Raw genomic sequence first — 15,417 nt, 5'->3', positions numbered from 1 at the left:
CGCCGCGGGCGGCCATAAACCCCATCGCATGCCCCCCACAAATCCCCCGGACGCCGCCCCGAAGCGGAACGCCAAGCCCCCCAATGCCCGCGCCAACCGTGGCGCGCCGCCGCCGGGCACGCGGTCTGCCGCGCTGCTGCTGCTCGCCGCCGTCTTCGACCGCCGCCGCCCGCTGGAGGAGGCGCTGGACCAGCTTCCCGCCGCGATCGAGCCGCGCGACCGCGCCGCCGCGCACCGCCTGGCCGCTGCTGTGCTGCGCCATGCCGGCAGCATCGATGCCGTGCTGGAACCCCATCTGCGGCGGGAGCCGCCGCCCGTGGTGCGCGCCGCGCTGCGGATGGGCGCGGCGGAGCTTCTGCTGCTCGGCACGCCGGCCCATGCGGCCGTCGCCGCCACCGTCGCCGTGGTGCCGCGGCCCTTCGCCGGGCTGGTGAACGCCGTGCTGCGCAAGGTCGCGACCGAGGGCGCCGAGATCTACGAAGGCCTGGACCGGGAAAGGCTGGATACGCCGCCCTGGCTCTGGTCCGCCTGGCATGCCGCCTATGGACCGGGCGGCGCTCGCGCCATCGCCCGCGCGCATCAATCCGCCGCGCCGCTGGACCTGACCCTCGCCCCCGGCGCCACCCCGCCCGAAGGCGCGACCCTACTGCCCACCGGGTCCTGGCGCCTGCCGGAAGGCACCCGCGTGACGGATCTGCCCGGCCTGGCGGAGGGCCAGTTCTGGGTGCAGGACGCCGCCGCCGCCCTGCCCGCCCGCCTGCTGGCGGTGAAGCCGGGCGAACGCGTGGCGGATTTGTGCGCGGCACCCGGCGGCAAGACCGCGCAGCTCGCCACCGCCGGCGGCATCGTCACGGCGGTGGAGCGCGACCCCAAGCGCGCGGCACGGCTGCGGGAGAATCTGGCCCGCCTCAAGCTGTCCGTGACGGTGGAGGAAGCCGATGCGGCGCATTGGATGCCGGCGGAGGCCAATTTCGACGCGGTGCTGCTGGATGCCCCCTGCTCCGCCACCGGCATCATCCGCCGCCACCCGGACATTCCGCATCTGAAGCGCCCGAAGGATGTGGTGGCGCTGGTGGAAGCCCAGGCGCGGCTGCTGGCGCAGGCGGCGAAGCTGCTGCGTCCCGGCGGGCGGCTGGTATTCGCCACCTGTTCCCTGCAGCCGGAGGAAGGGGAGGCGCATCTGGCCCGCGCCGCCGCCCTCGGCCTGGTGCCGGACCCGATCGCGCCGATCGAGTTGCCCGGCCTGCGCACCGCGCTGGTCCGCGGCGGCACGCTGCGGACGCGGCCCGACATGTGGGCGGACCAGGGCGGCCTGGATGGTTTCTTCGCCGCCCGCTTCCGGCGCGCCTGAACGCCGCATAGCAGAACATTTCCCGCACCCCGCCCGCATCTTGGCGCGGGAGAGGATCATGCTACATATCCCGCAAGTCAGGGGATGAAATCCGCATCATGGCTGCCGCCGAACTGGACCGTATCGACCGCGAGATCCTGCGCCTGATTATGCAGGACTCGGCCCGTTCCCTGGCCGAGATCGCACAGGAGGTGGGGCTGACGCCAACCCCCTGCTGGAAGCGCATCCGCCGGATGGAGGAAGCCGGCATCATCACCGGCCGCGTCGCGCTGGTCGATCCAGCCCGTGTCGGCCTGCCGATTTCGGTCTTTGTCGCGGTAGAGACCGGCGACCATTCCGGCGACTGGATTGCCCGCTTCGCGGAGGCGGTCGCGTCCCTGCCGGAGATCGTCGAATGCTGGCGGCTCGGCGGCGATGTGGACTACCTGCTGCGCGTCGTGGTGCCGGACATGGCGGGCTACGATGCCTTCTACCGCCGCTTCGTCGCCGCCGTGCCCTCGCTCCGCAAGGTCACCGGCCGCTTCGCCATGGAACGGGTGAAGAGCACCACGGCGCTGCCGATCTGACCCGGCGGGTCCGATGCGGCGGCAGGACTGGCTGATCCTCGCGGTCCTGCTGGCCGCGGCGCTGTGGTTCGGCTGGCCGCGCATCCAGCAGATGCCGATCGCGCGCTATCTGCACGGCGAATGCGCCACGCCGCGCACCTGTCCTGCCCCGGGCCTTCCCGCCGAAGGCGTACCGGGCCCCGGGGAGTTTCCCCACCCTGGCCGGGAACCGGGACCCATCCTGCGAAGGACCTAGCCTGACTCCTGGCGAAAGCCCGGCGCGGCGGCGTTCAACCCTCCCGTTATTGCGACGAGGGCCGGTTCCCCCAGGGGGCGGCGAAGGCTAGAACCGCCGGGACATGTCCGCACCCATCCGCATTGCCCCGTCCCTCCTCGCCGCCGATTTCACCCGGCTGGGCCAGGAAGTCGCCGCCATCGAGGCCGCCGGCGCCGATTGGCTGCACCTCGACATCATGGATGGGCATTTCGTGCCCAACATCTCCTTCGGCCCGGGGCTGGTGAAGGCGCTGCGGAAATCCTCCGCCATGTTCTTCGACGTGCACCTGATGATCGCACCTGCGGACCCCTACCTGGCCGCCTTCGCGGAGGCCGGCGCGGATCTGATCAGCCTGCACCCGGAGGCCGGGCCGCATCTGCACCGCTCGCTGCAGACCATCCGCGCGCTGGGCAAGCAGGCCGGCGTGGTGCTGAACCCCGGCACGCCGGTGGAGGCCGTGGCGCCGGTCATCGACCTGTGCGACCTGGTACTGGTGATGTCGGTGAACCCCGGCTTCGGCGGGCAATCCTTCATCCGCAGCCAGCTCGCCAAGATCGCGGCGCTGCGCGCGATGATTGAAGCCACCGGCCGGCCCATCGCGCTGCAGGTGGATGGCGGCGTCACCGCCGCCACGGCGCCGGATTGCCTGACCGCCGGGGCGGATGTTCTGGTCGCCGGCACCGCCGTGTTCGGGACGTCTGACTACGCAGCCGCGATCGCCGGGCTGCGCGGGGGAGGGAACGCCAAATGATCGGGGGGGTCCTGCGCGGCGCACGCCGCATCATCGCCAACCTCAAGCCGATCAAGGTGCCGGACGGCCCGGCCCGGTCCTTCCGCGACCTCTGGCCCGGCGATGCCGCGCGCGGCGCCCGCCTGCTGCGCGGCGAATTCGAGGCCTTCGGCACCACCCGCCCGCTGCGCCCACAGGATGGCGAGGAGGCCCCCGGCCGCCCGGATTGGAGCCCGGCCCAAGCCGGCGGCAGCCAGACCCAGCCCGGCGGCAGCCAGACCTGGTACGCCGCCGCCCACGCCTTCGCCTGGCTGCGCGACCTGCGCGCGCTGGGCACGGATGCAGCCCGGCTGCGCGGCCGGGCACTGGCGGCGGATTGGCTGGCGCATGGCGCCCATGACCCGCTGGCGGATGCGCCGGAAGTGGCAGGCGCCCGCATTTCCGCCTGGCTCGGCCATTGGGATTTCCTTGCGGCGACAGCGGAGGACGGGCTGCGCCGCCAATTGATGCAGCGCCTGGCCCAGGATGCCCGCGGCGTGGTCGCCGGCCTGCCGGCGGAGGCCGCGCATCGCGGCGCGCTGGTCGCGCTGAAGGGCGGCATGGCCGGCGCCGTGGCGCTGGAGGAGGAAACCTGGCTCGCCCGCTGTGTCCGCTTCCTGCCGCAGGAGCTGGAACGGCAGTTCCGCCCGGATGGCGGCCATGTGGAGCGCAGCCCCGGCATGCAGCTTGCCGCGGTGCAGGACCTGATCGAGATTCGCAACCTGCTGCATGGCGCGGGGGTGGAGGCGCCGCCCCAGCTCGCCACCACCCTGGACCGCGCCGCGCCGGCGCTGCGGATGATGCGCCATGCCGATGGCGGCCTCGCGCTGTTCAACGGCACGCGGGACGAACAGGCCGCCTTCATCGATCTGGTGCTGACGCAGGGCCAGTCGCGCGGCCGGGCGCCGACGCAATTGCCGGATACCGGCTTCCACCGCCTGGCCGCCAGCCGCACGCTGGTGGTGATGGATTGTGGCGCCCCCGCCACCGCCCGGCGCGAGGCCTCCCCCGGCGGCCTGCCGCGCGGCGCCGACCGCAACGCCCATGCCGGGACGCTGGCCTTCGAGATGTCCGCCGGGCGGGAAAGGCTGATCGTCAATTGCGGTGCGGCGCCGGCCGCGGAGGGCGAATGGCGCGACGCGCTGCGCGCCACCGCGGCGCATTCCACCCTGGTGCTGGCGGATACCAATTCCTCCGAACTCAGGCCCGAGGGCCTCGGCCGGCGGGTCGAGACGGTCACCACGGACCGCTTCGAGGAAGACGGCAAGCTGTGGTTGGATGCGACGCATGATGGCTGGCTGCGGCAATTCGGCCTGCGCCACCGCCGCCGCCTGTTCCTGTCCGAATCCGGCGACAGCCTGATCGGGGAGGATCTGCTGGAAGGCGCCAAGGATGTGGCGGTGCCCGGCTTCATCGTGCGCTTCCATCTGCACCCCGCCGTCGCCGCCAGCCTGCAACAGGATGAACAGGGCGCGCTGCTGCGCCTGCCCTCCGGCGCCGGCTGGCGGCTGCGCGTCGGCAAGGACATCCGCGTGGCGATCGAGGAGAGCATCTATCTGGGCGGCGAGCCGCGCCGCAGCCAGCAGGTGGCCCTGCATAGCGGGGCCGGCGCCACGGCGCTGCAATGGGCACTGGCCCGCATCAGCGCAACCGCCCCGGCAGCACCCGAGCCGCAGCCGGAGTAATGCCTCGCGCGTCATGTGGCGGCCGGCTCTTTTGCCGGCCGAGCGGCCGAATGGCCGCCGCGGCACGTGCCGCGTGAGGCTGCAATGAAGATTCTCGAAGTCACCAATGTGGACTTCGCGCTGCTGCACTTCATCCTGCCGCTGATGCGCGGGCTGCGGGACCGGGGGCATGAGGTGGTCGGCGTCTGCGCCGAAGGGCCGCTGCTGGAAGGGCCGCGGGCGGAGGGGTTCCGGGTGGTGCCGGTGGCGCTCGCCCGCAGCCTGCACCCGCTGCGCCAGGCCCGCGCCCTGGCGGAACTGGTGGCGGTGATGCGGGCCGAAAAGCCCGATATGGTGCATGCCCACATGCCGATCAGCGGCCTGCTGGCACGCACCGCGGCGCGCATCGCCGGCGTTCCGCGCATCGCCTATACCTGCCACGGCTTCCTGTTCAACCAGCCCGGCCCGTGGTGGCGCGGCCGCCTGGCGCTGGGGTTGGAACGCGCCGCCGGGCGCATCACCCACACCTACCTGACCGTCAGCGCGGAAGAAGCCGAGGATGCGCGGCGGCTGCGTATCCACCCCAACCCGGTCGCCGTGCTGAACGGCCGCGACCCCACCCGCTTCCGCCCGGACCCCGTCGCCCGCGCCCGGCTGCGCGCAGAGATGGGCGTGGCGGAGGGGGATTGCGTCGTGGTCGCCATCTCCCGCCTCGTTCGCCATAAGGGGTTCTGCGAATTGCTCGCGGCGATGGCGGAGACGCCGCCGAACTGCGTGCTGTGGGTGGCCGGGAACCGGCTGGCCAGCGACCATGGCGAGGATCTGACCCCGCTTTTCGAGCGTGCCGCCGCCACGCTCGGCCGGCGGCTGGTGATGCTGGGCTACCGCACCGATGTGCCGGCGGTGCTGGCGGCGGCGGATGTCTTCACCCTGCCCTCCCACTTCGAGGGGCTGCCGATGTCGATCATCGAGGCGATGCTCACCGGCCTGCCGGTGGTCGCCACCGACATCCGCGGCCCGCGCGAACAGGTGGTGCCGGGGGAGACCGGCCTGCTGGTGCCGCCGATGCAGGTGGCCCCGCTGGCGCAGGCGCTGCGCCGCCTGGCGGAGGATCCCGGGATGCGGCGCGCCATGGGCGAGGCCAGCCGGGCGCGGGCGCTGGACCGCTTTGATGAGGTGAAGGTTTTGCGCCACACCATGGAACTTCTCGAGGCCGGCGCAACTCCCGCCTGAACTCCAATCACTTCGGGACGTTTGACGCCGCGTCACCGGAGTAACAGAAATGTCGCAGACCGTCGTCGCCACCACAGACAAGCTGCCCTCACGCGTTTCATGGGGCGCCATCCTCTCCGGCGGCCTCGTCGCCGTGACGGTGGGGGCCATGTTCAACATCCTGGGCGTCGCCATCGGCGCCGGGACCATCGAGCCAACAATCGCCGGCGAAACGCCGGATGCGAGCACCTTCGGCATCGCCGGCGCCGCCTGGCTGATGGTCTCGAACCTGCTCGGCCTGGCTGCCGGCGGTTATGTCGCGGCGCGGCTGTCCGGCACGGCGGATGATACGGATGGCGTGCTGCACGGCTTGTCCGTCTGGGCCATCGCCTTCCTGATCTCGGCCGTGCTGCTGGGCAATGTCGCGGCCGGCACGGCGCGCGGTGTCGGTTCCCTGGTGCAGGGCGCGGCCAGCACCGCAGGTTCCGCCATGGTGGAAGCCATGCCGCAGGCCGGCAGCCTGTCCTTCGACCCGGAAGCGCTGGCGGAGCGGCTGCAATCCAGCCTGCAGGGCGGCGGCGATCCGGCCACGATGACGGAAGACCAGCGCCGCGCCGAGATGACGCGGCTGGTGGCAGAACGCGCCCGCAGCGGCGCCTTCACCCCGGCGGCGCGTGACCGGCTGACGGCGCTGGCCGCCGTCGAGTTCGGCATCCCGCAGGACCAGGCGGCGCAGCGCATCACGGAGTTGGAGGCCGAGGCGACCCAGGTGACGCAGCGTGCCGAGACCGAGGCGCGGCGTGCGGCGGAAGCGACGGCGCAGGCGGCGTCGATCGGCGCCTACTGGATCTTCGCGACCCTGCTGCTGGGCGCCGCGGCGGCGGTGATCGGTGCCAAGGTCGGCACGCGGAAGACGGTTCTGCTGGCCAGCCGTCGCTTCAACTGAAGCGCGGGTGCTGCGTGGCGGGCTTCAGTGCCCGCCGCGGAGCGCCGGTACCGGCGTGGCCGAGCCACCCAGGCGGCGGATGCCGCTGCTCAACAGGATGAGCAAGGCGCCGACCGCCAGCAATCCGATGCTCCACAGCAAGGTGGCGTAGAGGCTGTCACCCGCCAGGCGCGGCCCGGTCCCGGGAATGAAGCCGAAGACCAGCGCCAGCAGCAGGCCGAACACGCCGAGCGTCAGCGCCACCAGACCGGCCCCATCCGCCACCGTGCCAATCAGCGCGGCGGCGCCGGATCGGGTGCTGCCGGCATTTTCCTGCATGGTCCGGGCGATCAGGAACAGGAAGACCACCGCAACGACAACCCAGACCCACATGGCGGCGACCCTCGGATGAAACGCGCCGCATTTGCGCTGAAGACAAGACGGGATGCAAGCCGCGCCGCGGCCACCCCCTCCCCCTGCGGGGAAAGGGTGGCGACGGAGTTGGTCAGTAGCGGTACTGCTCGGCCTTGAACGGGCCCTGTTCCGGCACGCCGATGTAGTCCGCCTGCTGCTTGGTGATCTTGGTCAGCTTGGCGCCGACCTTGTCCAGGTGCAGGGCGGCGACCTTCTCGTCCAGATGCTTCGGCAGCACATAAACTTTCTTCTCGTACTTGCCCGGGTTCGCCCACAGCTCGATCTGCGCCAGCGTCTGGTTGGTGAAGGACGCGGACATGACGAAGGAGGGGTGGCCGGTGGCGTTGCCGAGGTTCACCAGGCGGCCCTCGGACAGCAGGATGATGCGCTTGCCGTCGGGGAATTCGATCTCATCGACCTGCGGCTTCACATTGTCCCACTTGTAGTTGCGCAGCGCGACGACCTGAATCTCGCTATCGAAGTGGCCGATGTTGCAGACGATGGCGCGGTGCTTCATGGCCCGCATGTGGTCGGCGGTGATGACGTCCACATTGCCCGTGGCGGTGACGAAGATGTCGGCCATCGGCGCGGCATCTTCCATGGTGACCACCTGGTAGCCCTCCATCGCCGCCTGCAGCGCGCAGATCGGGTCGACTTCGGAGACCATCACGCGGCAGCCGGCATTGCGGAGCGAGGCGGCGGAGCCCTTGCCCACATCGCCGAAGCCCGCGACCATCGCGACCTTGCCGGCCATCATCACGTCGGTGCCGCGGCGGATCGCGTCCACCAGCGACTCACGGCAGCCATACAGGTTGTCGAACTTGGACTTGGTGACGCTGTCATTCACGTTGATCGCCGGGAACAGCAGCTTGCCTTCCTTGGCCATCACGTACAGGCGGTGCACGCCCGTGGTGGTTTCCTCAGACACGCCAACGATGTTCTTGGCGAGCTCGGCGAACCAGCCCGGCTTCGTCTTCACCAGCTTCTTGATGAGGGCGTAGAAGACTTCCTCTTCCTCATTGGTCGGCTTCTCGAGGAAGGCGACGTCGCCCTGCTCGGCGCGCAGGCCGTAATGCACCAGCAGCGTCATGTCGCCGCCGTCATCGAGCAGCACATTCGGCGTGCCGCCATCGGCCCATTCGAGGGTCTTCTGCACATAGTCCCAGTATTCCGGCAGCGTCTCGCCCTTGATGGCGAAGACCGGCGTGCCGGCAGCGGCGATGGCGGCCGCGGCGTGGTCCTGGGTCGAGAAGATGTTGCAGGAGGACCAGCGGACATCGGCGCCGAGATGCTTCAGCGTCTCGATCAGCACGGCGGTCTGGATGGTCATGTGCAGGCAGCCGGCGACGCGCGCGCCCTTCAGCGGCTGCTGCTTGCCGTATTCGGCGCGGACGGCCATCAGGCCGGGCATCTCGTCCTCGGCCATGTTGATTTCCTTGCGGCCCCAGGCGGCGAGGGAAAGGTCCTTGACGATGAAGTCCTGGGTCTGGCCGGCGGCGTCGGGCATGGGAAATCCTTGTGTAACGTCTGACTTAGCTCCGGCCTGCTTTAGCAGCCTGCCAAGCTTGGGCCAAGGCATATCCCTATATTCATAAGGATATCTTTATATCAGATGCGTTTGTCCCAGTGGCTTGGCCGGCAATGTCGGGTCTAGGCTCGCGGTGCGTGCTCCCCGAGCACTCACCGCAGTCCTTGGAGGAAAAATATGTCCAAAATTCTACCTGGCCGACGCGTGGCGCTGGCGCTCGGTTGCCTGATGGCACTGGTCGCCGCACCCGCCGAGGCGCAGACGCGCCCGCAGGTGCGCGAAGTGGGGCCGGAAGCGCCGCGTTCCGCGATCTATATCGGCAACAGTTTCTTCTATTATAACAACAGCATGCATGGTCATGTGAACCGGATGATCCGCTTGGCACCGGCGCCCGCCCATGCCGGCTTCGCCACCACCTCCGTCACCATCAGCGGCTCCGGCCTCAACTGGCATGATGTGGAGAGTTATTTCAGGCGGGAGGCGCTGCGCTCCTATTCCTTCGATCGAAACAACAACATCGTCTTCAACACCAATGACCGCCTGTTCGAAATCGCGATCATGATGGATTGCAGCCAGTGCCCGATCCATCCCCGGCTGGGCAGCGTGTTCACTGAAACCGCACGCCGCCACAGTGAGACGGTGCGCCGGCATGGCGCGCAACCGGTGTTCTTCATGTCCTGGGCCTATGCCGACCAGCCGGAGATGACGCAGCAACTGGCCGAGGCCTACACGGTCGCCGGCAACGCCAACAACGCCCTGGTTATCCCCGCTGGCCTCGCCTTCGCCCGCGCCATCGCGGAGCGACCGGGGCTCGACCTGTATGTGGCGGACAAGCGCCACCCAAGCCTGGCTGGCACCTATCTGGCGGCCGCCACCACCTATGCCGCGCTGTTCGGCCGTTCACCCGAGGGCAACCGTCACACCGCGGGGCTGGATGAGGATACGGTGGCCTTCCTGCAACGCACAGCCTGGGCCACGGTGCAGGACTATTACGGCACCCGCCGAGCCGCGGCGAACTGAGCCGCGCGCCTCGCCCCCATCGGGGGCGAGGCTTCGCGATCGCTACTTCAGCGGAAAGCCCAGCGCCGTCAGCGCATCCCGCATCCGGTGGCGCCCCGAAAGCCCGGCGGCGGTGCCGACACGGGACATCATGCGCTGCGTCCAATCCTGCGCCCCCATGCCCTGCGCCACCGAGAAATCGCCCAGCGCCTGGTCATAGCCGGTGATCGCCGCATCCTCGCTGGCGACGCCATACTGTTCCCGGTGCAGCACCAGGGATTGCGGCAGGCGGGGCTTCACCGCGCCCTGCACGGCCGGGTGGCCCACCGCCATGCCGAAGCAGGCGAAGGCGCCGGGCGGCAGGTTCAGCTCGGCCGAGACCTTCTCCGGGCTTTGCCGCAACTGGCCGATATAGACGGTGCCGAGACCGAGCGATTCCGCCGCCACCAGCGCGTTCTGCGCGGCGAGTGCGGCATCGACCAGCGCCACCATGAAGGATTCCAGGTAGTCCAGACCCTCCATCTTCTTCTGATGCGCCTCGCCCAGCCGGGTCAGGCGCGAATTGTCGGCGATCCAGCACAGGAACAGCGGCGCCTGGCGGATGAAGCCCTGCCTGCCGCACAGATCGGCCAGACGGTCGCGCCGCGCCGGGTCTTCCACCGCCACCACGCTCCAGGCCTGCAAATTCGAGGAGGTGGGGGCGGATTGCGCCGCGGCCACCAGCGTCTCCAGCGTGCCCGGCGCCAGCTTCTCCTCTGTGAAGCTGCGGATGGAGCGATGGTTCAGCATCGTCTCCAGCACAGGGTTGGTCGCTTCCAGCGCGGTATCCGGGCCGGCGCCGGCGCCGTAGCGGGCGCGAACGGTCTCGATCGGGGACTGGTCCATGCGGCAACTCCTCAGCATCTGGACGCCGCGTAACGTGAATGCGGGGGCGAGGTCCAGGGGCACACGCAGGGCAGCCTTCCCGACACATCGGTTGAAGCGGCCCCGCGCCGGGTCCATACCCCGGCGCGAAAAGCTGCCAGGTCCCCCCGCATCATGTCCGACACCACCCGCATCCGCCGCGCCCTTCTGTCCGTCTCCGACAAGACGGGCATCGTCGAATTCGCCCGCCAGCTTGTCGCCCACGGCGCCGAGATCCTGTCCACCGGCGGCACCGCCCAGGCGCTCCGCATCGCCGGCATCCCGGTGAAGGATGTGGCGGAGCATTCCGGCTTCCCCGAGATCCTGGACGGCCGCGTGAAGACGCTGGTGCCGCAGGTGCATGGCGGCCTGCTCGGCCGGCGCGACCTGGCGGAGCACCTGGCGCAGATGGAGCAACACGGCATCGCGCCGATCGACCTGGTGGCGGTGAACCTCTACCCCTTCGAGGCGACCGTCGCGAAGGGCGCCGATTTCGAGGATTGCATCGAGAACATCGATATCGGCGGCCCGGCGATGATCCGCTCGGCGGCGAAGAATTTTGCGTCGGTCGTGGTTGTCACGGAGCCGGAGCAGCTGGCGGAAGTGCAGGCGGAGCTCGCCCAGGGCGGCACCACCCTGGCCCTGCGCCGCCGCTTCGCGCAAGCCGCCTTCGCCCGCACCGCGGCCTATGACAGCGCCATCAGCAGCTGGTTCGCGGGGCAGAACGGCGATGAATTCCCCCAGCGCCTGTCCACCGCCGGGCTGCTGCGCCAGACCCTGCGCTACGGCGAGAACCCGCACCAGCGCGCCGGCTTCTACACCGATGGCAGCCAGCGCCCGGGCCTGGCCACCGCCGCCCAGATCCAGGGCAAGGAGCTGTCCTACAACAACCTGAACGACACCGACGCCGCCTTCGAATGCGTCGCGGAGTTCGAGCAACCCGCCATCGTCATCGTCAAGCACGCCAACCCCTGCGGCGTGGCGGAGGCCGAGAGCCTGGCCGCCGCCTGGGATGCGGCGCTGCGCTGCGACCCGGTTTCCGCCTTTGGCGGCATCGTCGCCGCCAACCGGGTACTGGATGCCGAAGCCGCCGAGCGCATCACCGCCATCTTCACCGAGGTGGTGGTGGCCCCCGATGCGGACGCCGCCGCCCGCGCCATCTTCGCGCGCAAGAAGAATTTGCGTTTGTTGCTGACGGGTTCCCTGCCCGACCCGGCGGCGCCGGGCACCACCTTCAAGTCGGTCGCCGGCGGCTTCCTGGCACAGTCGCGCGATGCCGGGCGGGTGAGCCTGGAGCAGTTGAAGGTCGTCACCCGCCGCCAGCCAACGCATCAGGAATTGCAGGACCTGATCTTCGCCTTCCGCGTCTGCAAACACGTAAAATCCAACGCCATCGTCTATGCGAAGCACCTCGCCACGGTCGGTATCGGCGCCGGGCAGATGAACCGTGTCGAATCCTCCCGTATCGCCGCCTGGAAGTCGGAAGCGGCGGCCAAGGCGGCGGGGCTGGACCGGCCGCTGGCGGAGGGTTCCGTCGTCGCCTCCGACGCCTTCTTCCCCTTTGCCGATGGGCTGGAGACGGCGGCTGCCGCCGGCGCCAGCGCGGTGATCCAGCCGGGCGGGTCGATGCGGGATGCGGAGGTGATCGCGGCGGCGGACAAGGCCGGCCTCGCCATGGTCTTCACCGGCATGCGGCATTTTCGCCACTAGGACAGCGAATAACGGCCAGGTTGCCTGGTCGTTCGCTTTAATCCGGCGGGCAGGTGGGCCAGATGGCCGCCGTGCCCGACCTCCTCGCCCTCCTCCCCCCGCCCGTCATGTTCTTCGCCCTCGGCTTTGCCGCAGGGCTTCTACGCGCCGATCTGTCGGTGCCGGAGGCGCTGGCCCGCGCCCTGTCCATCTACCTGATGGTCGCGATCGGCCTGAAGGGCGGGGCGGCGCTGGCCAGCCCTGGCGCGGCGGAGGGGCTTTGGCCGGCGCTGGCGCTCGGCATCGGCCTGTCCTTCCTGCTGCCGCTGCCGGCCTTCCTGTTCCTGCGCGGCGCGCTGCGGATCGACCGTGACACCGCCGCCGCCATTTCGGGGCATTACGGCTCCGTCTCCGTCGTCACCTATGCGGCGGCCGCCGGCACGCTGACGACGCTGGGCGTAGCGCAGGAAGGCTTCATGCCGGCCGTCCTGGCCGCCATGGAAACGCCGGCGATCCTGACCGCACTGCTGCTGGCCCGGATCGGCGCCGGTGCCGCCTCCGGCCAACCCCGGCTGAACGCGGGAAAACTGGCGCATGAGGTGCTGCTGAACGGGCCGGTGGTGCTGCTGTTGGGCAGCTTCCTGATCGGCTTCCTGGCCGGCGACCCCGGCCGCCAGCAGCTTGCGCCCTTCACCGAGGCGCTGTTCCCCGGCGCGCTCTGCCTGTTCCTGCTGGAGATGGGGCTGATGGCGGTGCGCCAGTTGCGGGCCGGCGGGCGCGGCCTGTCCTGGGGGCTGGTGGCCTTCGGCATCGTCATGCCGCTGATCGGCGGCGCGGCCGGGCTGCTGGGCGCGCAGGCCATCGGCCTTTCGCCCGGGGGCGTGGCGCTGATGGCGGTGCTGTCCGGCTCGGCCAGCTATATCGCGGTGCCGGCCGCCATGCGCCTGGCCCTGCCGCGCGCCGATGCGGGGGTGTATGTCACGCTCTCGGTCGCCGTGTCCTTTCCCTTCAACATCCTGGTGGGCATTCCGCTCTGGGTGAAACTGGCTGGGGCCTGAGCATGCACAACCGCAAGCGGATTGAGATCGTGGTCGAACGCGTCCGGGCGGAGGAGGTGACCACCCTGCTCGACCGCCTGGGCGCCACGGGCTGGACCATCCTGCCGGTGCTGTCGGGGCGCGGCCACCAGGGCGTGCGACGGGGCGGGGATCTTTCGGGCGTGCTCGACAACGTCGTCATCCTCTGTATCGCCAGCGATGCGGTGACCGCACGCGTCATGGAGGCGCGCGAGGACCTGCTCGGCGCCCGCCCCGCCATCGTCAGCATCACCGACTGCACCGTGCTGCGTGCCGATCATTTTTGACCAGGACCTGAATACCGAATGCAAAGGCTGATCGACGGCTATCGCCGCTTCCGCGCCGACACCTGGCCCCAGGAACGCGCAAGATTCGAGGAACTCGCCTCCCGCGGCCAGCGCCCGCACACCATGGTCATCGCGTGTTCGGACAGCCGGGTGGACCCGGCCGTGATCTTCGGTGCTGCGCCGGGGGAGCTGTTCGTGGTGCGCAACGTGGCCAATCTGGTGCCGCCCTATTCGCCCGACGGCACCTATCATGGCACCAGCGCGGCGCTGGAATTCGGCGTGCGGGTGCTTGGCGTCTCCCAGCTTCTGGTGATGGGCCATGCCATGTGCGGCGGCGTCACCGCCCTGCTGCGCGGCGCCCCGCCGGAGGCGCGGGACTTCGTGCAGGCCTGGATGGGGATCGCCAGCGAGGCCCGCAGCCGCGTCCTGTCCTGCATGCCGGTGGAACAGGCGCAGGAGGCCTGCGAGCTGGAGGCAGTGCGCCTGTCGCTCGCCAACCTGATGACTTTTCCCTGGGTGGCCGATGCGGTGGCCGAGGGCCGACTGACCTTGCAGGGCGCGCATTTCGGCGTGGCGACCGGGCGGCTGATGCTGCTGAGCGCGGATGGGGAATTCGCCGCGGCATAGCCACCGGCCGCGGCGGGGTGCGAAGCTGAAGGCGCCACATCCCGATTCGCGAAAGGACCTTCCCTGCCCGACTGGCTGCCGCTTGCGCTGATCGGCGGCGCGCTGGGCCTTGCGCTGCTACTGATGCTTCTCGCGCTGCGCGGACGGCGTGGGGAGGATCTGGCGCGGCTCGGCGCGATGATGGAGGCGCTGGCCGCGGCGCAGGACCGGTTGGCGCGCCTGTCGGAAGACCGCGCGCGGGACCAGGAACGCAGCCTGGCCGCGCGGCTGGATGCCGCCGCCGAGCGCAGCCAGATAAGCGCCAGCGCCATCCAGCAGCGCCTGTCGGTCATCGACGCGGCGCGGCAGAATATCGAGGCGCTGGGCAGCCAGGTGGGCTCGCTCGCCGCCGTGCTCGGCAACAAGCAGGCCCGCGGCGCGCTGGGGGAGGTGCAGTTGCGGGATCTGGTGGCGGACCGGTTGCCAGCCTCGGGCTTCGCCTGGCAGCACACGCTCTCCAACGGCACGCGCTGCGACTGCCTGATCCGCCTGCCCTTCCCGCCCGGCCCGATCGCGGTGGACAGCAAATTCCCGCTGGAGGCCTGGGCCGCGATGCAGGACGCCACGGATGCCGGCGCCCGCACCCTCGCCACCCGGCGCTTCACGCAGGATATCCGCAAGCATGTCGCAGACATCTCGCAAAAATACCTGATCCCCGGGGAGACGGCGGAGGGCGCGCTGATGTTCCTGCCGTCCGAGGCCGTGCACGCCACGCTGCATGCGGCGCACGGAGACCTGGTGGCGGAGGCTGCGCGGCGCGGCGTGCATATCGTCGGCCCCTCCAGCCTGTGGGCGGTGCTGAACACCATGCGCGGGTTGCTGCGCGATGCGCGGCTGCAGGATGAGGCGCGGCGCATCCGGCATGAGGTGGAGGCGCTGGCCGAGGACACCGCGCGCCTCGAACGCCGCATCGGCGCGCTGCGTGGACACTTTGCGAATATGCAGCAGGATGTGCGGGACATCGAAATCACGGCGGAGAAGATCATCCGCCGCAGCGAGACGATCCGCGCGCTGGATATCCCGGAAGACGCCACGGCGAGGGCTGCTGAATGAGGGGGCGAACAAGAAAAGGCCCTTTCCCCCTGACAGGGGGAGAGGGTTGGGTGAGGGGG

General features: G+C 70.2%; 16 protein-coding genes. 13 read left to right on the top strand and 3 right to left on the bottom strand.

What is annotated here, in order from left to right; all coding sequences use genetic code 11:
• The first annotated feature begins 28 nt into the window (after positions 1 to 28).
• The 7 genes from ACFHNC_RS13515 to ACFHNC_RS13485 all read left to right on the top strand — a co-directional run bounded on the left by ACFHNC_RS13515 (position 29) and on the right by ACFHNC_RS13485 (position 6,764).
• Positions 29 to 1,351, top strand: coding sequence for an RsmB/NOP family class I SAM-dependent RNA methyltransferase (locus tag ACFHNC_RS13515; protein WP_437169743.1), 1,323 nt, complete (start codon positions 29 to 31; stop codon positions 1,349 to 1,351).
• Positions 1,352 to 1,449: 98 nt separating this feature from the next.
• Complete coding sequence (locus tag ACFHNC_RS13510; RefSeq protein ID WP_437169742.1) at positions 1,450 to 1,917, top strand: Lrp/AsnC family transcriptional regulator; 468 nt, start codon at positions 1,450 to 1,452, stop codon at positions 1,915 to 1,917.
• Between the two features lie 13 nt (positions 1,918 to 1,930).
• Entirely contained in the window at positions 1,931 to 2,152 is a 222-nt protein-coding gene (locus ACFHNC_RS13505) for a hypothetical protein (RefSeq protein WP_437169741.1), read from the top strand.
• Between the two features lie 103 nt (positions 2,153 to 2,255).
• Entirely contained in the window at positions 2,256 to 2,924 is a 669-nt protein-coding gene (gene rpe / locus ACFHNC_RS13500; RefSeq protein WP_437169740.1) for a ribulose-phosphate 3-epimerase, read from the top strand.
• Positions 2,921 to 4,627, top strand: coding sequence for a heparinase II/III family protein (locus ACFHNC_RS13495; RefSeq protein WP_437169739.1), 1,707 nt, complete (start codon positions 2,921 to 2,923; stop codon positions 4,625 to 4,627). Before rpe ends, ACFHNC_RS13495 begins: the two co-directional genes overlap by 4 nt.
• Before the next feature lie 84 nt (positions 4,628 to 4,711).
• Positions 4,712 to 5,839: a glycosyltransferase family 4 protein gene (locus ACFHNC_RS13490; RefSeq protein ID WP_437169738.1), complete on the top strand. Its 1,128-nt coding sequence runs from the start codon at positions 4,712 to 4,714 to the stop codon at positions 5,837 to 5,839.
• Positions 5,840 to 5,888: 49 nt separating this feature from the next.
• Entirely contained in the window at positions 5,889 to 6,764 is an 876-nt protein-coding gene (locus tag ACFHNC_RS13485) for a hypothetical protein (RefSeq protein WP_437169737.1), read from the top strand.
• A gap of 24 nt (positions 6,765 to 6,788) precedes the next feature.
• Here ACFHNC_RS13485 and ACFHNC_RS13480 read toward each other — a convergent pair whose 3' ends face one another.
• Together ACFHNC_RS13480 and ahcY are read right to left on the bottom strand one after the other, a co-directional pair.
• Positions 6,789 to 7,136 carry a hypothetical protein gene (locus ACFHNC_RS13480; RefSeq protein ID WP_437169736.1) on the bottom strand — a complete coding sequence of 116 codons (348 nt, stop codon included), beginning with the start codon at positions 7,134 to 7,136 and terminating at the stop codon, positions 6,789 to 6,791.
• 112 nt (positions 7,137 to 7,248) lie between these two features.
• Positions 7,249 to 8,664, bottom strand: a complete 1,416-nt coding sequence (ahcY, locus tag ACFHNC_RS13475) for an adenosylhomocysteinase (protein ID WP_437169735.1) — start codon at positions 8,662 to 8,664, stop codon at positions 7,249 to 7,251.
• Between the two features lie 198 nt (positions 8,665 to 8,862).
• Here ahcY and ACFHNC_RS13470 point away from each other — a divergent pair, with 198 nt between their 5' ends.
• Entirely contained in the window at positions 8,863 to 9,705 is an 843-nt protein-coding gene (locus ACFHNC_RS13470; protein WP_437169734.1) for a DUF4886 domain-containing protein, read from the top strand.
• Between the two features lie 42 nt (positions 9,706 to 9,747).
• Here ACFHNC_RS13470 and ACFHNC_RS13465 read toward each other — a convergent pair whose 3' ends face one another.
• Positions 9,748 to 10,569, bottom strand: a complete 822-nt coding sequence (locus ACFHNC_RS13465) for an NADPH-dependent oxidoreductase (protein ID WP_437169733.1) — start codon at positions 10,567 to 10,569, stop codon at positions 9,748 to 9,750.
• A 153-nt stretch (positions 10,570 to 10,722) separates the two neighbouring features.
• On the opposite strand from ACFHNC_RS13465, the gene purH reads away from it, so the two are divergent.
• The 5 genes from purH (at position 10,723) to ACFHNC_RS13440 (ending at position 15,358) form a co-directional block, all read left to right on the top strand.
• Complete coding sequence (gene purH, locus ACFHNC_RS13460) at positions 10,723 to 12,297, top strand: bifunctional phosphoribosylaminoimidazolecarboxamide formyltransferase/IMP cyclohydrolase (protein WP_437169732.1); 1,575 nt, start codon at positions 10,723 to 10,725, stop codon at positions 12,295 to 12,297.
• 62 nt (positions 12,298 to 12,359) lie between these two features.
• Positions 12,360 to 13,334 (top strand): sodium-dependent bicarbonate transport family permease, encoded by a 975-nt coding sequence (locus tag ACFHNC_RS13455; protein WP_437169731.1) that lies wholly within the window; start codon positions 12,360 to 12,362, stop codon positions 13,332 to 13,334.
• A 2-nt stretch (positions 13,335 to 13,336) separates the two neighbouring features.
• Positions 13,337 to 13,639: a P-II family nitrogen regulator gene (locus tag ACFHNC_RS13450; protein WP_437169730.1), complete on the top strand. Its 303-nt coding sequence runs from the start codon at positions 13,337 to 13,339 to the stop codon at positions 13,637 to 13,639.
• A gap of 18 nt (positions 13,640 to 13,657) precedes the next feature.
• Positions 13,658 to 14,266, top strand: coding sequence for a carbonic anhydrase (locus tag ACFHNC_RS13445; RefSeq protein ID WP_437169729.1), 609 nt, complete (start codon positions 13,658 to 13,660; stop codon positions 14,264 to 14,266).
• A gap of 123 nt (positions 14,267 to 14,389) precedes the next feature.
• Positions 14,390 to 15,358 carry a DNA recombination protein RmuC gene (locus ACFHNC_RS13440; RefSeq protein WP_437169728.1) on the top strand — a complete coding sequence of 323 codons (969 nt, stop codon included), beginning with the start codon at positions 14,390 to 14,392 and terminating at the stop codon, positions 15,356 to 15,358.
• Positions 15,359 to 15,417: the final 59 nt, after the last annotated feature.

Origin of the sequence: Falsiroseomonas sp. E2-1-a4 (genome assembly GCF_051433165.1) — a bacterium.
GTDB lineage: Bacteria > Pseudomonadota > Alphaproteobacteria > Acetobacterales > Acetobacteraceae > Falsiroseomonas.
Note: the sequence above shows the minus strand (reverse complement) of the source record. Positions and strands in the feature narration are given on the sequence as shown.